The sequence below is a fragment of the Collinsella aerofaciens genome (assembly GCF_001405375.1).
GTDB classification, from domain to species: Bacteria; Actinomycetota; Coriobacteriia; order Coriobacteriales; family Coriobacteriaceae; genus Collinsella; species Collinsella aerofaciens_F.
Map to the genome: position 1 here is coordinate 15,645 of NZ_CYYP01000011.1, position 18,079 is coordinate 33,723.

Here is an 18,079-nt window from a genome sequence, read left to right on the forward strand (position 1 = left end):
AATCTAGGAACGGTAGTCGCCGTTGATGGAGATGTACTCATGCGTGAGGTCGCAGGTCCACACGGTCGTTGCCGCGTCGCCTGCGCCCAGGTCGGCCGAGATCACGATCTCGGGCGCCTCGAAACGTCGCAGAGCCTCGTCCTCGTCAAAGGGAACAGTCAGACCGTCGCGACAGACAGGCATGCCCATCATGTCGATGGAAACGTCTTCCTGATTAAACTTCACGCCGCACTTGCCAAGCGCCATGGCAACGCGGCCCCAGTTGCAGTCGTGGCCAGCGATGCAGGTCTTAACGAGCGGCGAGTTGGCAACGGCACGAGCGGCGATATCAGCTTCCTCGTCGTTGGCGGCTCCGGTAACGTTGACCGTAACAAGCTTGGATGCGCCCTCACCATCGGCGGCGATATTGCGCGCCAGACTCTCGCACACCTCGCGCACGGCAAATGCCAACTCGTCAAAGGCATCGGAGCCCTCGACGATAGGCTCGGCATCTGCGGCAGCGGCGCCGGAGGCAAGCATGATGCAGGTGTCGTTGGTCGAGGTGTCGGAATCGACCGTTACCTTGTTAAAGGTCTGTTTGACGGTCGAGAGCAGCAGGGCATGAAGTGCCGCCGGCTCGACGGGGGCATCGGTAGTAATGACCGCGATCATGGTGGCCATATTGGGCATGATCATGCCCGAGCCCTTGCACATTCCGCCTACCGAATAGACGTTGCCCGCATGGCCCGCAACCTCACTGACGTAGGACACGGCGTACTCCTTGGAGTGCGTGTCGGTCGTCATGATGGCGCGAGCGGCATCGGCTCCACCGTGGGCGGAGAGCGCCTCGTAGGCAGCAGGAATGGCGGTCTCAAACGTGTCGATCGGCAGAATCTGGCCAATCACGCCCGTGGAGGCAACCAGAATCTGCTGGGGCTCGCAGCCGATGACCTGCGATGCGATGCTGCACGTCTCGCGCGCGCATGCAAGGCCGGTCTCACCCGTGGCGGCGTTGGCATTGCCAGAGTTGACCGAAACGCCGGCGATGATACCGTAACCCTTGTCGGCACCGCCCAGGTTGGCACGGCTCACTTGCACGGGCGCCGCGCAAAAGCGATTGGTGGTAAACACGCCGGCACCGGGACAGGGTTTATCGGGCACGACGAGCGCGTAATCCAGACGCTCGGGGTTCTTGCGGAACCCAGCGTGGATGCCCGCAGCTTTAAAACCAGCCGCAGCCGTAACGCCACCCTCGACGGCGCGAATCTTGATATCAAACAGCTCGGTATTCATCGTCTTTATGACTCCTTATGTCAAACAAAAAACGGACATCGGTTGGTGCGCCATGCCAGTCGTAATCATGAGACCAGCTTAAGAGTGGCGCCCCACTCGATGCCCGACTACCAAATCGTTAACAATCGAATGTGCTACACCGGGCACGCCACTGTGGGCAAGCCTCGTCGCTCGTCAAAGCCAAAGACGATATTGGCGCACTGGACTGCTTGGCCCGCAGCGCCCTTGCACAGATTGTCGATGGCGCCCGTCGCCACCAGCACGCCCGCGCGCTTGTTGAGCGCGAGGCCGATCTGGGCGGCGTTGGTGCCGACGACCGAAGCCGTCTTGGGCTGCTGGCCGGCGTCGAGCACACGCACAAAGGTGCGTCCAGCGTAGAACTGCTTGTAATAGTCGACAACATCCTCAAGAGCCAGGGAGTCGATAGCCTGCGGCGTAAGCGGCATCGTCACCGTGGAGAGCAGGCCACGCTTGAGCGGTGCCAGGTGCGGGGTAAAGACGACGCGATCGGTCAGGCCAAGGATTTGCTCAATCTCGGGCGTGTGGCGATGCTTGCCCACGCCGTAGGCCTCCAAATTCTCGTCGGCGCTGCAAAAATGCGTACGAGCGTTGCAAGACTTGCCGGCACCCGTCACACCGCTGATGGCATCGACAATCACGGGACCGTTCTCGGCCACCCAGCCCGCACGCACGGCAGGAGCGGCAGCAAGGCTCGTTGCGGTGGGATAGCAGCCGGCGCAGGCAACCAGCACGGGTTTGCCGTCGGCATGATCGGATGCAGCGGTCTCCAAATCCTGGGAGAACAGCTCGGGCAGACCGAAGGCGCGGGTCTTGAGCAACTCGGGGCTCGTGTGCTCGGCGGCATACCAGGCCTCAAAGGTGGCCGGATCGCTCAGGCGATAGTCGGCCGAGAGGTCAATGCAGGAGACTCCCGCGGCAAGCAGGGCGGGCACCTGAGCCATGGCCGCGGTATGCGGCACGGCCAAGAAGACGGCGTCGCAGGATTTAAGCTCGGGGGCGTCATGCGTGGTGAAAACCAGATCGCTCACGCCAGCAAAGCTCGGATACACCGCGGACAGCGGCTGGCCGGCATCGGCGTTGGACGTAATGGCAACAAGTTCAAACTCGGGATGGCCGAGCACGAGGCGAATGAGCTCGGCTCCGGCATATCCAGCCGCACCGACGATTCCAACCTTCAAAGACATATCAGACTCCTTGTCTGCGATTTATGCACCGATGCGCATTTCGCAGCGGCCGTTATGAAGTGGGTTGAAACTTTAGCACCAAAAGATGCATGAATACGCAAATGGCTTGCATATTCATGCATTGAAACATTCCCGACACATTCGCTTGAAGGAATTGACAAATGGAGCGGGCCCCGTATTGAACGGCGCTCCTAACGGCGCCGGGCAATACGGGGCCCGCCCATGCGAAAACCAAGTTGTTAGGATGAGCCAGCTGGCTAGAGCTCGACCGGCACCCATTCGTCGTGATTGCAGATAAAAGCCTCGGGATCCTCGACGCTAAAGAAGACGAGCGTGGGGTCGTTAGGCCCCTCATAGTGCTCGCTCAAGCGCTCAAGATGCTTCCAACCGGCCTCGCGCATTTCACTCGAAGCCCGGTCTTCCAGCCCCGCACGCCCGCGCAGGATCAACCAACCATGGCCCGGCCACCAACTCGTGGCCTCAAAGCGCTGGTTTTGCAGAAGCTCTTGCCACACATCTTTGGTGCGCGCCGTCACAAACCACAGCTTGCCGTCCTGAATCTGTGCAAACGAGAACGGACGCACATGCGGCTGCCCGTCCACGCTCGTCGCCAGATACCACGCCGGCACCGACGTCAGATACTCCAGCACCGTATTCAATCCGTCCACGTTTCCTCCTGTCGCCTGACCAGTTTTTTGGAATGGGTAGTCAATTTGGGAAATTAGAGCTCGAGGAGCTCTTCGCTGCCGTCGATATCGCAGAACCGCGCGGCGATGTTGCGGACCGAGAAGAATGCAAGGCGGCCGTCGTTGGCACTATCGTGTTGCTCGCCAATGCCCACCATGTGCCTAAAGCCCGCCTGGCGCACCTTGTCGCTCACGAACGCATCGTCCTCGAGCGCGGCCTCACCGGTTAACACGATCCAGCACTCCCCCGGCTTCCAGCCCGATACCTCAAACTTGGGATTCGCGCTCAACTCCGCCCATACGTCCTTGTCGCGCGACGTGCAAAACCACAGTTTGTCGTCATCGACCATGGCAAACGAAAACGGCCTCACGCGAGGCTGATGCCCGTCACTTGCATCGGTCGTGGCCAGATACCACGCCGGAATGCGCCTGAGATACGAACAGGCGCGCTCAAGCTGAGCCGTGCGGTCGTTGTCGGTCATAGGGACCCCTTTCTTGCGCCCGAATCGCGCCTAAACAAGTTGAAGATTGATGACGATGACGCAGATGAGCAGCAACGCCGTCACCACCGCCGCCAACGCATCGCCGCGGCCAAATGCAAGCGCATGCAGGCGCGTGCGGCCCTGCTCGCCGTGATAGCAGCGTGCATCCATGGCGGCCGAAAGCGTCTCGGCATGACGGAACACGCCCGTGAACAGCGGAATCGCCACACTGCCGAGCATACGCACGCCGCCGAGCGGACCGCCCGTCACGCGCGCGCCGCGGCTTGCCTGTGCATCGGCCGTCTGCTTCATCTCAGTGGCAAACTGCGGCATAAAGCGTAGCGCGATACCCATGATCATGCCGAGCTCGTGCGCAGGAAGTCCCACACGCGCAAACGGCGCGAGCAGGCGCTCAAAGCCCGCGGTGAGGTCGAGCGTCGGCGTGGTGAGTGTAATGGCGCTCATACCGGCCATCATCAACGTCAGGCGGCACGCCATAAAGGCGGCAGAACGCAGCGAGCCCTCGCTTATCTGCAGAAAGCCGAGCTGCCACAGGATGCGCCCACTCTGATCGGTAAACAAGTTGAGCACCGCGACCACGACGACGATCGCCAGCAGCGGCGCCATCGACGACAGAACGCGACGAACCGGCACCCGAGACACGGCATAGGTCAGCACAACGAAAATTGCGACCGGGGCCAGCCCGCGGAAGCCACTGACCGTGAGCGTCGTGATCAGAAACACAAAGCCCAAGAGCAACTTGGTTCGCGGGTCCAGGCGGTGGATTGCACTATCGCCGGGATAGTAACTGCCAAACGAAAACGCCTCCATCAGCAGCCCTCCTCTCGCGCGACCGTCTTGGATTTAGCAATGTCCGAGACGTTAGAAGAACCGTCTGGGCGACCGATCAGCAAATCTGCCAACTCGTCGGCCAACGACTCAACCGTATAGAGCCCGCCGCGACGCAGCGGCACGCCCGCCTCCGTAAGCGCCAGCGCCATACGCTGGGCGGCGGGAACGCCCAAGCCGATTGATTTAAGCTCATCGGCATGCGCAAAAACCTGAGCGGGCGTGCCCTCGGCAAACACCGCGCCCTCGTTCATCACGACAATACGGTCGCAGCAATTGGCCAGGTCATCCATACTATGCGAAACCATGACAACGGTCAGGCCCTCGCGATGGAGTCGACCGATGAGCCCTAGGAAATCCTTGCGCGCAGCCGGATCGAGCCCTGCCATGGGCTCATCGAGCACCAGGACTTCGGGCTCCATAGCGAGCACGCCGGCAAACGCCACACGCCTCTGCTGACCGCCCGAAAGCTCAAAGGGGCTCTTGTCGCCGACCGTGGAAAGGTCGAGGCCCACGCGCGAGAGCGATGACTCGACACGACGGTCGACTTCATCTTGCGGCAAGCCAAGGTTATGCGGACCAAACGCCACGTCCTGCGCCACGGTTTCGGCAAACAGCTGACGCTCAGGATATTGAAACACCACGCCGACCTTGGCCTTAACCGCGGCGGCGTCTTTCTTGTTTGATAGGTCGAGCCCCAGCGCGCAAATGCTTCCCTCCTGCGGACGGATCAGCCCGTTGAGATGCTGGACCAGAGTCGATTTACCCGAACCGGTATGACCTGCCAAACCCAGGAACTCGCCGCGACGCACCGTCAGCGATACATCGCGCAGCGCCCACGGACTGCTGGGGTCGTTTCCCCAGAGAGCCTGTTTGCTCGATTTGCCCGCAGTGGCCGAGCGCTTATGCCAGCGGCGGCGCTCGCGCGGACTGAGCGAATAACTGTACGAAACATGGGATAGCTCTATGACGGGCTCCGACGCGTTGCCCTCGTTGTCTACCGGAACAGTGCCGTCAGCGATTTCCAACTGGGATGCGGAAGGCTGCCCCGCGGTGCCTGCCCCACTTCGCTCGGCATAAGTCTGCGCAATCTCGGCGACCATATCCGCCTCACGTACCTGCGCGCAAACGGGCACGCCCTTCGCACGAAGTGCCATGCCCAAACGGCACGACTCTGGCATGTCAAGGTTGAGCTGAACGAGTTCATTCGCCCGCGTCAGAATCTCATCGGGCGTGCCCAGCATGGCAACTCGTCCCGTCTGAAACACGGCGACACGATCGGCCTCGGCAGCCTCCTCCATAAAGTGCGTAATCATCACGATGGTCATGCCGCGAGCGTGCAACGCGCGGCAAGCCTTCATGAGGCCCTTGCGTCCACGCGGATCGAGCATCGAGGAAGCCTCGTCCAATATGAGCACGCGCGGTTCCATGGCGAGCACGCCGGCAAGCGCCACGCGCTGCTTTTGGCCGCCCGAAAGCGCATGGGTCTCGTGGCGCTCAAAGCCCACCAGGCCCACACCCTTCAGCGCCTCGCGTAAGCGCTGCGCAATTTGCGCCGATGGCACGCCAAGGTTTTCGGGACCAAACGCAACGTCATCTTCGACAAGCGTTGCCACCAGCTGGTCGTCGGGATTCTGGAATACCATGCCCGCGGTCGAACGAATGTCGTAGACCAGCTCGGGGTCGGACGCATCCATGCCGTTGATGCGTACCGTGCCCGCATCGGGCTGCAACAGCGCATTCAGATGCTTGGCAAACGTCGACTTGCCCGACCCATTGCCACCGAGGATGCAGAAAAACTCGCCGTCCTCGATATTCAGATCGACGCCGTCGAGCGCCGGTACGGCACCGTCATAGCTAAAGGAAACGCCCCGACACTCAATCATGCGCGGCCTTTGACCTGGTCCTTTTTAGGCGTGATGAGGTTGGAGACCGCTTTATACACCGCCAGTGTCAACACCGAGTTAAGCACGGTCTTGATAAGGTTGAACGGCAGCACGGCAGGAATCATGAGCGGGGCGATCACATCGACCGAGCCATACCAGAACCATACGCCAATGGTAAGGTTTGCGACCATAGACAACGCCGTAGCGGCAATAACGCCAAGCACCAGGCCAATCACGGCACCCTTATAGGTATGCATCTTCTGATAGACGATAGCCGCAGGCAGAATGTAGCCCAGCGTGGCAACCAGGTTCATAAGCGCGCCGACCCAGTCACCCGTGGTGAGCGCATGGATAACGATAGCCATAGCGGCAACAGCAGTGCCGGCGCCAGGACCATACGCAAACCCGCACACCATCGCCGGTACCAGCGACGGGTCATACGTCAAAAACGGCGCCGAAGGAAGGATAGGCAGCTGCACGTACATAAACAGGGCGCCCAAGGCGCACATCAACGCCATGGTAACGAGCTGTTTGGTGCTCCACCTATTCGTGTTCTCAAAATGGATATGCTGCGACTGTTCAGACATAAGATCACCTGCCTCTTTCATCCGGACTCTAACCGTTGGTACTGGGATCTCACCAGTTCAGCCGGCATGCGAACCAACACACGCACGGGTCGCGGACTCATCGGCTCGGTCGCAGACACCTCGCCTGCGCCACGGCGTCCCTTTGACACCGCCCGATTTACCGCCAGTGGGGAATTCCACCCCGCCCTGAAACAGCAATTGCAAGTGTAGCACGAGCAGGTTCTCGCGCAAGTATGCCAAGGGTAATTTGTGGCGGAGATCAGTTGCCAAAGCAACCACGTCCCCCACCCATCCCAAAGCAACGCGCCTTTCGCGCAAAGCGCGAAACAGCGAAGGGGACACGTATCCCTATCGACCACATCCTTCTCCGCCCGCCGGCCTCAAGGCCGTAAACGCAGGGAATCCGGGGGCGGGACGGGGACTTCTCTCCGGAATATTCCGCAGGACGCAAAGAGGCTCCGCAGCGCGAAGCGCGATGCGGAGCCTCTTTGCATGTCCGAGGACGTTCCGGAGAGAAGTCCCCGTCCCGCCCCCGGATTCCCGGTGGGAGTTCTAGACCTTGTCGGCCTTAGTACATACCGCCGCCCTGCTGACCAGCGGTAGCAGCAGCGATTGCGTCCTCAAGCTGAGTGTTCTTGGGCACATCGGAGACGGTGGCCTCGGTGATGAGGATCAGGCTGGCGACAGAAGCAGCGTTCTGCAGGGTGACGCGGCTGACCTTGACGGGATCGAGGACGCCCATCTCGATCATGTCGCCCCACTCGCCGTTGGCAGAGTTGAGACCCTGGCCGGCGGGCAGCTCGGCGACCTTGTCGACCACGACAGCGCCCTCAAAGCCAGCGTTCTTGGCGATGGTGGCGACCGGAGCGGTCAGAGCCTTCTTGACGATGTCGACGCCGATCTTCTCCTCGGGGTCATCGATCTCGACGGCATCGAGCGCAGGAGCAGCGTCCATGAAGGCGACGCCGCCGCCAGCGACAATGCCCTCCTCGACAGCAGCGCGGGTGGCCTGCAGGGCGTCCTCGACGCGATGTTTGATCTCCTTGAGCTCGGACTCGGTAGCAGCGCCGACCTTGATGACGGCAACGCCACCGGAGAGCTTGGCCAGGCGCTCCTGGAGCTTCTCACGGTCGAAGTCAGAGGTGGTGTTCTCCATCTCGCCCTTAATCTGAGCGATACGGGCGTCGATGGCCTCCTTGGAGCCAGCGCCGCCGACGACGACGGTGTTGTCCTTAGAGATGGTGACGGACTTAGCGGTACCGAGCATATCGGCGGTGATGTCAGCGACCTTCACGCCCAACTCGTCCAGGGCAGCCTGGCCACCGGTGAGGACGGCGATGTCCTCGAGAATGCGCTTGCGGCGATCGCCGTAGCCCGGGGCCTTGACGGCGCAGACGTTGAGGGCGCCACGGATCTTGTTGAGGACCAGGGTAGGCAGAGCTTCGCCGTCGATGTCCTCAGCGATGATGAGCAGGCCACGGCCAGCGCGCTGGACAGCCTCGAGAACGGGCATGATGTCCTGAACGCTGGAGATCTTCTGGTCGGTGATGAGGATGTACGGATCCTTCATCACGGCCTCCATGCGGTCGTTATCCGTGACGAAGTAAGCGGAGACATAGCCCTTGTCGAACTGCATGCCCTCGACGGTGTCGATGGTGATGTCGAACGTCTGGGAATCCTCGACGGTGATGACGCCGTCCTTGCCCACGACCTCCATGGCCTCGGCGATCTTCTCGCCGACCTCGGGGTCACCGGCGGAGATGGTACCGACGGAAGCGATCTGCTCCTTGGTCTCGACCGGCTTGGCCTGCTTCTTCATCTCGGCGACGGCGGCGTTGACGGCCTTATCGATGCCGCGACGGATGGCCAGCGGGTTGGCGCCAGCGGCGACGTTACGCAGGCCGTCGTTGACGATGGCCTGGGCGAGCAGGGTTGCGGTGGTGGTGCCGTCACCCACGGTGTCGTTGGTCTTGGTGGCGACCTCCTTCACCAGCTGAGCGCCCATGTTCTCGATGTTGTCCTCGAGCTCGATCTCCTTGGCGACGGAAACGCCGTCGTTGGTGATGGTCGGGGCACCGAACGTGCGCTGCAGCGCAACGTAGCGACCCTTGGGGCCCATGGTGACGGTAACGGCGTCGGCCAGAGTGTTGACGCCCTTGGCAAGCTTAGCGCGGGCATCGGTGTTGAACGTAATGTTCTTTGCCATGGTAGGTAATCCTCCAAAAGAAATGTGACTCGCGTCGCCGCTTCCGAGTCCTGTGCGGCGGGCGCGTTCAAAGACGAATCAGAGATTCTGACGAGACTAGGCCTCGACGACGGCGTAGATGTCGTCGGCGCGCATCAGCAGATACTTCTCGCCGTCGACCTTGACCTCGTTGCCACCGAACTTACCGTAGATGACAACGTCACCGACCTTGACGTCCATGGGGATGCGCTCACCCTTGTCGTTGACCTTGCCGGCGCCAACGGCAACGATGGTGCCACGCTGCGGCTTCTCCTGAGCGTTGCTGGCGATATACAGACCAGAAGCGGTCTTCTGCTCGGCCTCGTCGGGCTTGACCAGAACACGATCTGCAAGCGGCTTCAAAGACGACATGCTTGTCTCCTCCTTTTTGGGCCGCGCGGTTATACCACGCGAATTAACCCTTTTTGTTTGCGTACGCGTTGAATGGTACCCACGAATGGCGGGTTATACAACACAGAGTCAAAAAATCTTATTTTTTGGCACTTAGATTTTCTGAATGCCGGGGGATAACTTAGCAGTGGCTCCCGTGTGGCTCCGGAGGGGCGGGGCATAAGGTTTCCTGCTCGGGCAGTCCTGCTCGCACGAAGGCCACGTTAAGTGGCCTTCGGCTCGTGCGGAACTCGCGATAAACCTTATGCCCCGCCCCTCCGGAGCCACACGGGAGGCAGGCTAACTAATTCGGGCCCGACATTCAGAAAAGTCAGTGCAGCAAAAAGGCGATGCGGATAGCGACATGGGCATGGTTTTCGTTGCGAGCACGGGTCCCCTGGGGAGCACCGTGCATTTTTGGGAGTTTTCAGCAGGCCGGGACAAATGCATACGCACCGGGCGCATCTAATTAGTCCCACGGTAGCCTTCGACCGGCGATTTGGGTCGGCAGACAGGCCTCGTCGAGACAAACAAGCATGCCTCGCGCCACGTCGGACCCCAAAATGACGTCGATCTCCGCAATGCTACCCGACTGCAGCGGCACCGGCAGAGCTCGCGGTGCTGAATACTCCGTTTTTTGCACGGCACGGGCGGGGGTACATCAGGATCAGGAAAAATATCCCAGCCTTTTTATGCAATCTGTAATGGGAAGTATGCAAAACACCAAGAGATAGCATTGCTGGTGTCCAAATTGAGCGCGCAGGGCAGCGGCGCGTCCGCCCTGCGCCCAAATCCAGCAGAGCGGGGACGCTCCTAACAAATCCTCACCGGCAAACAAACGCGGCTCGAGCGTTATCCCAAAATTGGCTGCCCGAGCCGCGCTTAACGGTACGGCATGAATACTTAGCGCTCGTAAATCAAGTTACCTGCCAGGTAGGTTGCTTGAACCTTGGTAGCCTGGAGCTCTTGGGGGTCGATGGTGAGCGGGTTTTGGTCCAGGACTACCAGGTCGGCATACTTGCCGGGCTCCAAGCTGCCGAGGTTTTGCTCGTCGCCCGCTGCATAGGCGCTGCCCAGGGTGTAGTTGCGCAGGGCTGTTGCTGCATCGATGCGCTCGCTCGGTAACCAGCCGCCCTCGGGCCAGTGGCTTTTGGGATCCTGGCGCGTGATAGCCGTGTAGAGCACGTTCATGCTTGTAACAGCTGTGATGGGGCTATCGGTGCCGAAGGCTTGGCGGATGCCGCGCTGCTTATAGGTCGCAAACGGCCACATGATGCGGCTGCGTTCCAGGCCCAGATCGCGCTCGGGGCCGCCCGGGTCGAGTGTAATGTGACAGGGCTGGCTCGAGGCAACGACGTTAAGCTTGCGTAGACGATCGATGTCCTCGGGCAAGAGGTTCTCCAGGTGCTCGAGCGTGTTATGGCCGTGCTGGGGCAGGCCGTACAGGTCGGCGGCCTCCTCGAAGATATCCAGCGCGGCATGAATCGCACCGTCGCCGATGACGTGGATGCGCACGGTATGGCCGCGCTCCGCGGCCGCCAGAACCAGCTTGCGCATGCGCTCGGCAGGAACCGTCAGGCGACCTTGATCGCCCGGGAAGCGCGGGTTGGTATAGGGCTCGGTGAGATAGGCCGTGTGTTCGCTCGACACGCCGTCGAAGAACTGCTTAAAGCCTGGCGCCGAGAGCAGCGCGTTGTTCGCGTAACGTGCCTGCAGCTCTTCCAGGCGCGATTGGTCATCCAGCAGCGTGGGGAACAGATGGGCTCGAATGCCCAACTTGCCGGCTGCCTGCAGCTTGTCATAGACGTCGTCGCGGATAAAATCGCAGCCCGGCATGGGCATGAGCGACATATCGCATATCGAGGTGATGCCCTGCTCGGCCATCCGCCTCATTTGATCGGCGTAAGCGCTTGCGATGCGATCCTCGCCCGGCCACTCAAGGCAGCGCGGTAGCAGCTGCATGGCAGCCGCCTCGTGAGCAATGCCCGTGAGCTCGCCGTTTGCATCCTTGTCGTAGCTGCCGCCCGCTGGCGGCTCGCTGTCGCGTGTGACGCCGAGCGCCTCGAGTGCGCGGCTGTTGAGCCAAAGCGTGTGCCCGTCGCCCGAATACATAACACAGGGACGATCGGGGAATGCCGCATCGAGCGACGCCTTGGTAGGATGCTCGGGCGGGTCCCAACGGTAGTCGCGCCAGCCCTGCGTCACAACCCAAGCGTCGTCGGGCAGGTCCTGGGAAAACTCGAGCGCATGTTGCACCAGCGCCGCCTCGGACGTGCCCATATCCATAAGCATGTACGGCGAGGAACCGACCGAGGTATGGAAGAAGTGCAGATGAGCGTCATGGAAACCGGGGCAGACAAACTGCTCGCCGTAGTCGATAACCGACGTGGCGGCGGGAGCGGCGGCGATCACGTCATCGGGCGCACCGACTGCGACGATACGGTCGCCTGCGATGGCAATCGCCAGCTCGCGGGCGGTATCGATGCCGTCTTGCGCGGTAAAGACGTTCTTGGAGCGGATAATCCGATCGATATGTTGCATGGGCATCCCCATCTCTGGCAGGAAATTCAACACCCCCGAGTGTACTCCCCCGCCCTTGTAACAAAACCCCAAGCGGCAAACGGCAACTTTACCAGCCCTAGCGGCAGGTGGCATACTGGAGAGAGCCTGTACGATTTTGCGATCAACCCAGCAAGGAGCAAATCGACCATGACGAAGACCAAGGCACAGCAGATTATGGCGGCGACCGAGGCTCGCGCGGCTGACGACGTCACCGCGGCCATCCAAGATATCGCTACCGAGTTTGAACCATATATCATCAAGCAGCGCCGGCACTTCCATAAGCACCCGGAGCTGAGCCTCGCCGAGGAGCGCACGACCTCCGACATCGCCAACCAGCTCGACGCCATGAATATCCCCTACGAGCGTCCCCTTAAGACGGGCCTGGTGGCAACGCTTCGCGGCACCGCGCCGGATGCCTACCGCGAGGACGGCACGCCACGCCGCCGCATCCTGCTGCGCGCCGATATCGACGCCCTGCCCGTTACCGAGCAGACTGGCGAGGAGTTCGCCAGCGTCAACGAGGGCTGTATGCACGCCTGCGGCCACGACTGCCATATCGCCATGATGCTCGGCACGCTGCAAATCCTGCGCCATATGACCGACGACATCCACGGCGAGGTCCGCATCGTCTTCCAGCCCAGCGAGGAAAACGGCCAGGGCGCCAAGCTCATGATCGGCACGGGTGTGCTCGACGGCGTCGATGGCGCCTACGCCGCGCACATCTGGAGCGAGGTCGACGCCGGCACCGTGAGCTGCGAGCCCGGACCGCGCATGGCCAATACCGACTGGTTCCGTATCGACGTACGCGGCACCTCGTGCCACGGCGCCATGCCCCAGCGCGGTCACGACGCCGTTATGGTGGCCGCAGAGATCGTCAACGCCCTGCAGACCATCGTCTCGCGCGAGATCAGCCCCTACGAGCCGGCTGTCATCACCGTCGGCGAGCTGCACGGCGGCACCGCACGCAACGTTATCGCCGGCACGGCCTACCTCGCCGGCACGGTGCGCACCTACGGCGATTCGACCCACGAGGAAATGCCGGAGCTCATGCGCCGCATCGTGGAGCATACCGCGGCCGCCTTGGGCGCCGAGGCAGAGCTCACCGACTACACCATCGCCAACTACAAGGTCGAAAACGACGCGGCCTCGAGCGAGCGCTGCCGTCAGGCTGTAATTAAGTGTCTGGGCCCCGCCGGCCAAGGCCATTATCGCGGCACGCTTTCGGGCGAGGATTTTTCGGAGTACCTGCGTCGCGTACCGGGCGTGCTCGCCTTTGTAGGTACGCGCAACCCCAAGATTGGCGCCACGTACGCCCAACATTCCTGCTTCTACAAGATCGACGAGACCGTGCTGGCAAAGGGCTCCATGGTGGCCGCCCAGTATGCTATCGACTTTTTGGCCGAGCCCACGCAAGAGGAGCTCGACGGCCCCGCGATTACCGCGGTCGCCGAAACCAACCCCGATCTGGCCGCCAAGTTGCGCTCTGCCAAGGCGACGACCGCCGAGGCTCGCGACGCCATCCATGATGCCCGAACGGCTCGCCATGCCGCGATCAAGGGCATCCACGACGCACGCGCTGCTGCACGCCGTGAGGAGAAGCACGACGAGTAATCGATTCGCTGGCATCTCGCAGTCATAGCCACATCGCGATGTCAAAGCGGGGGCGGACGTTTCGACACGTCCGCCCCCGCTCATTCTTCAAGCGCTATTTCTACTATTTCTACCCCGTCCCCAAATGGCAGACGGCATGGCTACTCGTCCTGAGGTTCCTCGTCGGAGCTTGGCTCGGACGCCGACTCAGGTGCAGGTGCCGGCTCAGGCTCAGGCGCAGGCTCGGGCTCAGATGCCGTCTCAGACTCGGGCACCAGTTCAGGCTCGGGCGCCGGCTCAGGCTCGGTCGCGGGAGCGGGTGCAGGTGCCGGCGAAGCATCCGGAGCACTGTAACCCGAAGCAGCGGACTTCTTCTCGAAAGGCAACACAAAAGTCAGGACGTCGTCCTTATCCTCATCGGCCCACTCGCTTGCATAGCGTGCGGCCCAATAGCCAACGGCACGGTGCTTGAGCATCTTGCCAAAGACCGTAAGAAATACGGTGACGAAAGCGACCAGCACCAAGAACAGCGCGAGCGTGACGCCACCGCCGGTAACAATTGCCTCAATACCCGTAGGACGATAGTAGTAGCTATACATACCGACAGAGGCAATGGCGCCAAAGACGACCGTCAAGATCCATGTGACAACGTTGGCGACCAGGCCCGTCAAAAACTCGGGAAGGAACGAAGCACAGAACAGCTTGGTCTTGTTGTGCTTAAACGCCGCCCAGACCTTATCGAGCGAAAACGCGCTCTCGACGCGACCGGTCACCGCAAAGTGCATCACGGCGATGTCGGCGAACATCTTAAAGAAGACACCCAGAATCGCCGAGGCAATTAGCGCCAGGACAAGCAGGCCGAGCGAACCGAACAGCGCAGCCTCGAGCGCATAAGAGCCGTAATAAGAATACGAGCCCGCGGCGCCAATTACCACGCCCTCCACCAGCGAAAGCACTACACCGATAACGGGAATGGCAGCGATAACCTCGAGCACGACCGAAATAACGCTCGAAAAGACTCCGAGACCAAACGACGTGGAACGCATGAGTGGACGGTCCATGCCGTCATCGACCTTGAGCGAAAGATCACGGCCCCACTCGATACCAAAGCCGGAACCGCACACACTCGCAATGCAAGCTGCCAAAAAGCCGATGGCAGCCGCAATGCCGCCAATAACGGGGATAAACAACACGAGCACTGACACAACGCAAATCAGCGCCGGCAAAAACGCGATTTGGCATACACGCTGAAGCACGCCCGGAGTCTTAGTCATATCTTGGAACGCCTGAGCCACACAGCCCTTTGGCGCATTCGCCACGGGCGGTTGCGGAATAAACTGCTGGGGCTGAGGCTGTCCCTGGGGAGCGGGGCCAGCGGCACCGGCATTAGGAGCACCACACACGCCGCAGAACTTGTCGTTATCGCCCATGGGGGCGCCACACTGCGAGCAGAACATAGAATCATCCCTTCGTATTTTGAACGAATCACTTGAATCGCAAACGATGTCTTTAGCATCATTATTGCCCAATGTGGGGTCAAATACTCAAAGATGACCGATTTGCAAGATACACGGCGCCAGCAGGCGGTTCGTTGAATACGTCTGTGCTAGTTCGTTCCGCGGAAGCCCTTGCCGACGATCTCGGAGCTGTCGACGATCGTGATAAAGGCACCCGGATCGACTTCGCGCGCATAGCGGCGCAGTTGCACGGCCTCGCGACGGCTCAGCACGCTCATGATCACCGTCACGCACTTGCCCGAGAAGGCACCGTAGCCGCGGCTGATGGTCGCCGTGCGGTTGAGATGCTTGACGATAAACTCCTCGACCTTAAGGGGCTCGGAACAAATGACCGTGCAGACTTTGCGCAGGTGAATGCTCTCAATGGCTTTGTCGACCACAAGCGTCTTGGCAAACAGGCCGAGCACGCAATACAGACCGACACGCGGGCCATACAAAAAGGCCGCGATGGTCACGATGCCGATATCGACCAGCAGCAGGGCACGGCCAATCTCGAGCGTCGTGCGGCGCTTGAGGATCATGGCAAGAATGTCCGTGCCACCCGTCGAGGCGCCGATGTCAAAGACAATAGCGCTGCCGAGCGCCGGCAAGATAACGGCAAAGCACAGGTCGAGCCACATATCACCCGTCAGAGAGACATCGGTCGGAATAAAGAGCTCGAACAGCGAAACATAGGCGGACAGCGCAAACGAGGCGAAGACGCTCCACAGGATTGCCTTGCGCTCCAAAAAGATAAAGCCCAAAACGACGAGAACCGCGTTAATAATCCACATAAAGACGCCGACGGGCAGGGTCGGGAACAGCGTGGACAGAATGACCGACACGCCCGAGGTGCCGCCAAAAGCAAAGTGATTAGGGGTTTTAAACGCAACGATGGCAAAGGCCGTAAGAATCAGGCCCAGATTGAGCTCGGCAAAAAAGCGCGGGAAGCCCGGCTCCTGGCTGCGCTTTTGGCCGGCACGCTCGCCGCGCTCGATATCGGTGCGATCAACCACGCGCTCCATCGGCACTACGGGAGGACGATGCATCTCCTCGGCAGCACGCGATGCCGCCTCTGCCGCGGCGGCCTCAATCGCCCATGCCTTGCTTTCTGTTTCGTGCTCGTCGGCCATTACGGCAACCCCTCGTTAACAATTTGGAAACAATGCGCCCATTAGGGTAACGCGGAACGCGACGATTGCAACCCCTAGTTAGACGAGCGGTATGCCTACATCGGGGGGCATACAAATAACGGCCGGCCACGCTTTTGCTTGCGCGGTCGGCCGTTTAACGTTTTCGCAGATAAAATCTGCCAAAACAAACCTGTCCCTTTTTGGAAGGTTATTCGTGCTGGCTGGTGCGGTGCTCGTACTCCTCGGGGGTGATGACGTCCTCGATACGCAGGTTGACACCCGCCACCTCAAGGCCGGTCATCGCGGCAAGGCGCTCGGTGACACGTGCCTTGACATCGTCGAAGATCGCGGGCGCATAGGCGCCGTACTCGATGATGACGGAGATGTTGACGACCACGCGATTGTCATCGGTGACCTCGACCGTCACGCCCTTGGTCAGATTCTCGGCACCAAACTGCTCCTGCACAAAATGCATGAGGTTACCCTTCATGCCCAGAACGTGTGGAACCTCGCGAGTGGCCATAGCAACGATCTTTTCGATCACACCGTTGGAATAGGTCAGCGAGTCCTCGGACTCGTCTGTTTCCTCATCATCCTCGTCCGCATCATCGGCGGACTCGGCCTCGACGAGCGCCTCATCCTCGAGCGTTACGTCCTCGGCCTCGGCGGTGACGGTCTCGTCTGCCTCGAGCTCGGTATCGGCCACATCGACCTTCGTATTAAAAGCCATGGTTCCTCCTTATGCCTGCCGCGGATGCGACAGTCGAATACATATTAGCGGCCGCTAAACAGACGGCCGAAGAAGTTGACGATCCCGTTCTCGCCGTCGCGAATTTGGCCGATCACGGCGCCGATCAGCACGAAGAATGCAATGACGAGCGTGTCCCACAGGCCCAACGTGAGCACCAACACGGCGAGGATAAAGCCAGCGACGGCGCCAAGCGTGGTGTTGGGATGACGCACAGCATAGCTCCAGATGGCAGCGCCCGTACCCTTGATGAGACCCATAGCCTCGTCAAAATCCGCGGCTGCCGCGTCTTGCAACTCGGTTGCCTCTGCTTTGGAATCAACAGGTTCGCTCGCCGGCGTGGCGCTCTGGTCAATCGTCAGGCGCGGCGTACGAGCGGTCTTATCTTGATTGGTATCACTCACCGGAAACCTCCACGGTCTGGACGGTAGTCTTGGACGGCAAAAAACGGACGCGCGCGGTCGTACTCGGCGTGCCGAGCATGGTGTCGCAAGCTTCCTCGATGCGCTGCTGCATCGCGGTAGCCAAAGATGCCACGTCCTTATCGTCAAGCGCGATAGCCTCGACCTTAAAACGGACGTGCGAATCGTCGGAACCTTGGACGCGGGCCTCGACATGCTCGATCATCACGCGGTCGTCGCGCTCGGCAGCAGCCCTGGCACACGAAGAAAGCGCCGCGAGCGTGACCTCGATATTGCGCTCCCCCGCCGGATGCACGCAGGACGGCTCGCGACGAGCAAACATCAGGCGAAAGAAGCTTACCAGCACGCCGATCGCCACAACTCCGCCGCATGCCGTCACGACAATGCGCGGCATGGGGTCGCGCATCAGCAACATAAAGCGATACGTATACGGCCCCCAAAACTGGCAGACAAGCGTACCCAGCGCCACGATGGTAGCGGCAAGGTACACGATCGCTAGGGCTCGTTTGAGTACGCGCACGCGGCGCTCCCTTCAAATCTCGGCTCT

General features: G+C 60.8%; 16 protein-coding genes and 1 riboswitch. Of the genes, 1 reads left to right on the plus strand and 15 read right to left on the minus strand.

Annotation, left to right across the window (positions count from 1 at the left end):
* Positions 1-3: 3 nt before the first annotated feature.
* From argJ to ARB25_RS06570, 10 genes are all read right to left on the minus strand, one after another.
* The gene (argJ, locus tag ARB25_RS06525) at positions 4-1,272 is read right to left on the minus strand and encodes a bifunctional glutamate N-acetyltransferase/amino-acid acetyltransferase ArgJ (RefSeq protein ID WP_055286769.1); all 1,269 of its coding nucleotides are present in this window, start codon (positions 1,270-1,272) and stop codon (positions 4-6) included.
* A 134-nt stretch (positions 1,273-1,406) separates the two neighbouring features.
* Complete coding sequence (gene argC / locus ARB25_RS06530) at positions 1,407-2,477, minus strand: N-acetyl-gamma-glutamyl-phosphate reductase (protein ID WP_055286771.1); 1,071 nt, start codon at positions 2,475-2,477, stop codon at positions 1,407-1,409.
* Positions 2,478-2,734: 257 nt separating this feature from the next.
* Positions 2,735-3,145, minus strand: coding sequence for a pyridoxamine 5'-phosphate oxidase family protein (locus tag ARB25_RS06535; protein WP_055286773.1), 411 nt, complete (start codon positions 3,143-3,145; stop codon positions 2,735-2,737).
* A 53-nt stretch (positions 3,146-3,198) separates the two neighbouring features.
* Positions 3,199-3,645 carry a pyridoxamine 5'-phosphate oxidase family protein gene (locus ARB25_RS06540; protein ID WP_055286775.1) on the minus strand — a complete coding sequence of 149 codons (447 nt, stop codon included), beginning with the start codon at positions 3,643-3,645 and terminating at the stop codon, positions 3,199-3,201.
* Positions 3,646-3,675: 30 nt separating this feature from the next.
* A complete protein-coding gene (locus ARB25_RS06545; RefSeq protein ID WP_055286777.1) occupies positions 3,676-4,476 on the minus strand; it encodes an energy-coupling factor transporter transmembrane component T family protein in 801 nt (266 codons plus the stop codon).
* Positions 4,476-6,380, minus strand: a complete 1,905-nt coding sequence (locus ARB25_RS06550) for an energy-coupling factor transporter ATPase (protein ID WP_055286779.1) — start codon at positions 6,378-6,380, stop codon at positions 4,476-4,478. The genes ARB25_RS06545 and ARB25_RS06550 overlap by 1 nt, the downstream gene beginning before the upstream one ends.
* Entirely contained in the window at positions 6,377-6,967 is a 591-nt protein-coding gene (locus ARB25_RS06555; RefSeq protein WP_055252299.1) for an ECF transporter S component, read from the minus strand. Before ARB25_RS06555 ends, ARB25_RS06550 begins: the two co-directional genes overlap by 4 nt.
* A 5-nt stretch (positions 6,968-6,972) precedes the next feature.
* Positions 6,973-7,165, minus strand: a riboswitch (FMN riboswitch).
* A gap of 370 nt (positions 7,166-7,535) precedes the next feature.
* Positions 7,536-9,173 (minus strand): chaperonin GroEL, encoded by a 1,638-nt coding sequence (groL, locus tag ARB25_RS06560; RefSeq protein ID WP_006234938.1) that lies wholly within the window; start codon positions 9,171-9,173, stop codon positions 7,536-7,538.
* Positions 9,174-9,269: 96 nt separating this feature from the next.
* Entirely contained in the window at positions 9,270-9,563 is a 294-nt protein-coding gene (gene groES, locus ARB25_RS06565) for a co-chaperone GroES (RefSeq protein ID WP_022094351.1), read from the minus strand.
* A 921-nt stretch (positions 9,564-10,484) separates the two neighbouring features.
* Positions 10,485-12,128: an amidohydrolase gene (locus ARB25_RS06570; protein WP_055286780.1), complete on the minus strand. Its 1,644-nt coding sequence runs from the start codon at positions 12,126-12,128 to the stop codon at positions 10,485-10,487.
* 162 nt (positions 12,129-12,290) lie between these two features.
* Here ARB25_RS06570 and ARB25_RS06575 point away from each other — a divergent pair, with 162 nt between their 5' ends.
* Positions 12,291-13,754 (plus strand): M20 family metallopeptidase, encoded by a 1,464-nt coding sequence (locus ARB25_RS06575; RefSeq protein ID WP_055286783.1) that lies wholly within the window; start codon positions 12,291-12,293, stop codon positions 13,752-13,754.
* A 140-nt stretch (positions 13,755-13,894) separates the two neighbouring features.
* On the opposite strand, the gene ARB25_RS06580 is transcribed toward ARB25_RS06575, so the two are convergent.
* From ARB25_RS06580 to ARB25_RS10045, 5 genes are all read right to left on the minus strand, one after another.
* Positions 13,895-15,190: a zinc-ribbon domain-containing protein gene (locus ARB25_RS06580; protein ID WP_055286784.1), complete on the minus strand. Its 1,296-nt coding sequence runs from the start codon at positions 15,188-15,190 to the stop codon at positions 13,895-13,897.
* A 149-nt stretch (positions 15,191-15,339) separates the two neighbouring features.
* A complete protein-coding gene (locus ARB25_RS06585; protein WP_082421915.1) occupies positions 15,340-16,362 on the minus strand; it encodes a YitT family protein in 1,023 nt (340 codons plus the stop codon).
* Between the two features lie 208 nt (positions 16,363-16,570).
* Entirely contained in the window at positions 16,571-17,092 is a 522-nt protein-coding gene (locus ARB25_RS06590; RefSeq protein WP_055286786.1) for an Asp23/Gls24 family envelope stress response protein, read from the minus strand.
* 44 nt (positions 17,093-17,136) lie between these two features.
* Positions 17,137-17,514, minus strand: a complete 378-nt coding sequence (locus ARB25_RS10300) for a DUF2273 domain-containing protein (protein ID WP_040358983.1) — start codon at positions 17,512-17,514, stop codon at positions 17,137-17,139.
* Complete coding sequence (locus ARB25_RS10045) at positions 17,507-18,052, minus strand: Asp23/Gls24 family envelope stress response protein (protein ID WP_055286788.1); 546 nt, start codon at positions 18,050-18,052, stop codon at positions 17,507-17,509. The genes ARB25_RS10300 and ARB25_RS10045 overlap by 8 nt, the downstream gene beginning before the upstream one ends.
* Positions 18,053-18,079: the final 27 nt, after the last annotated feature.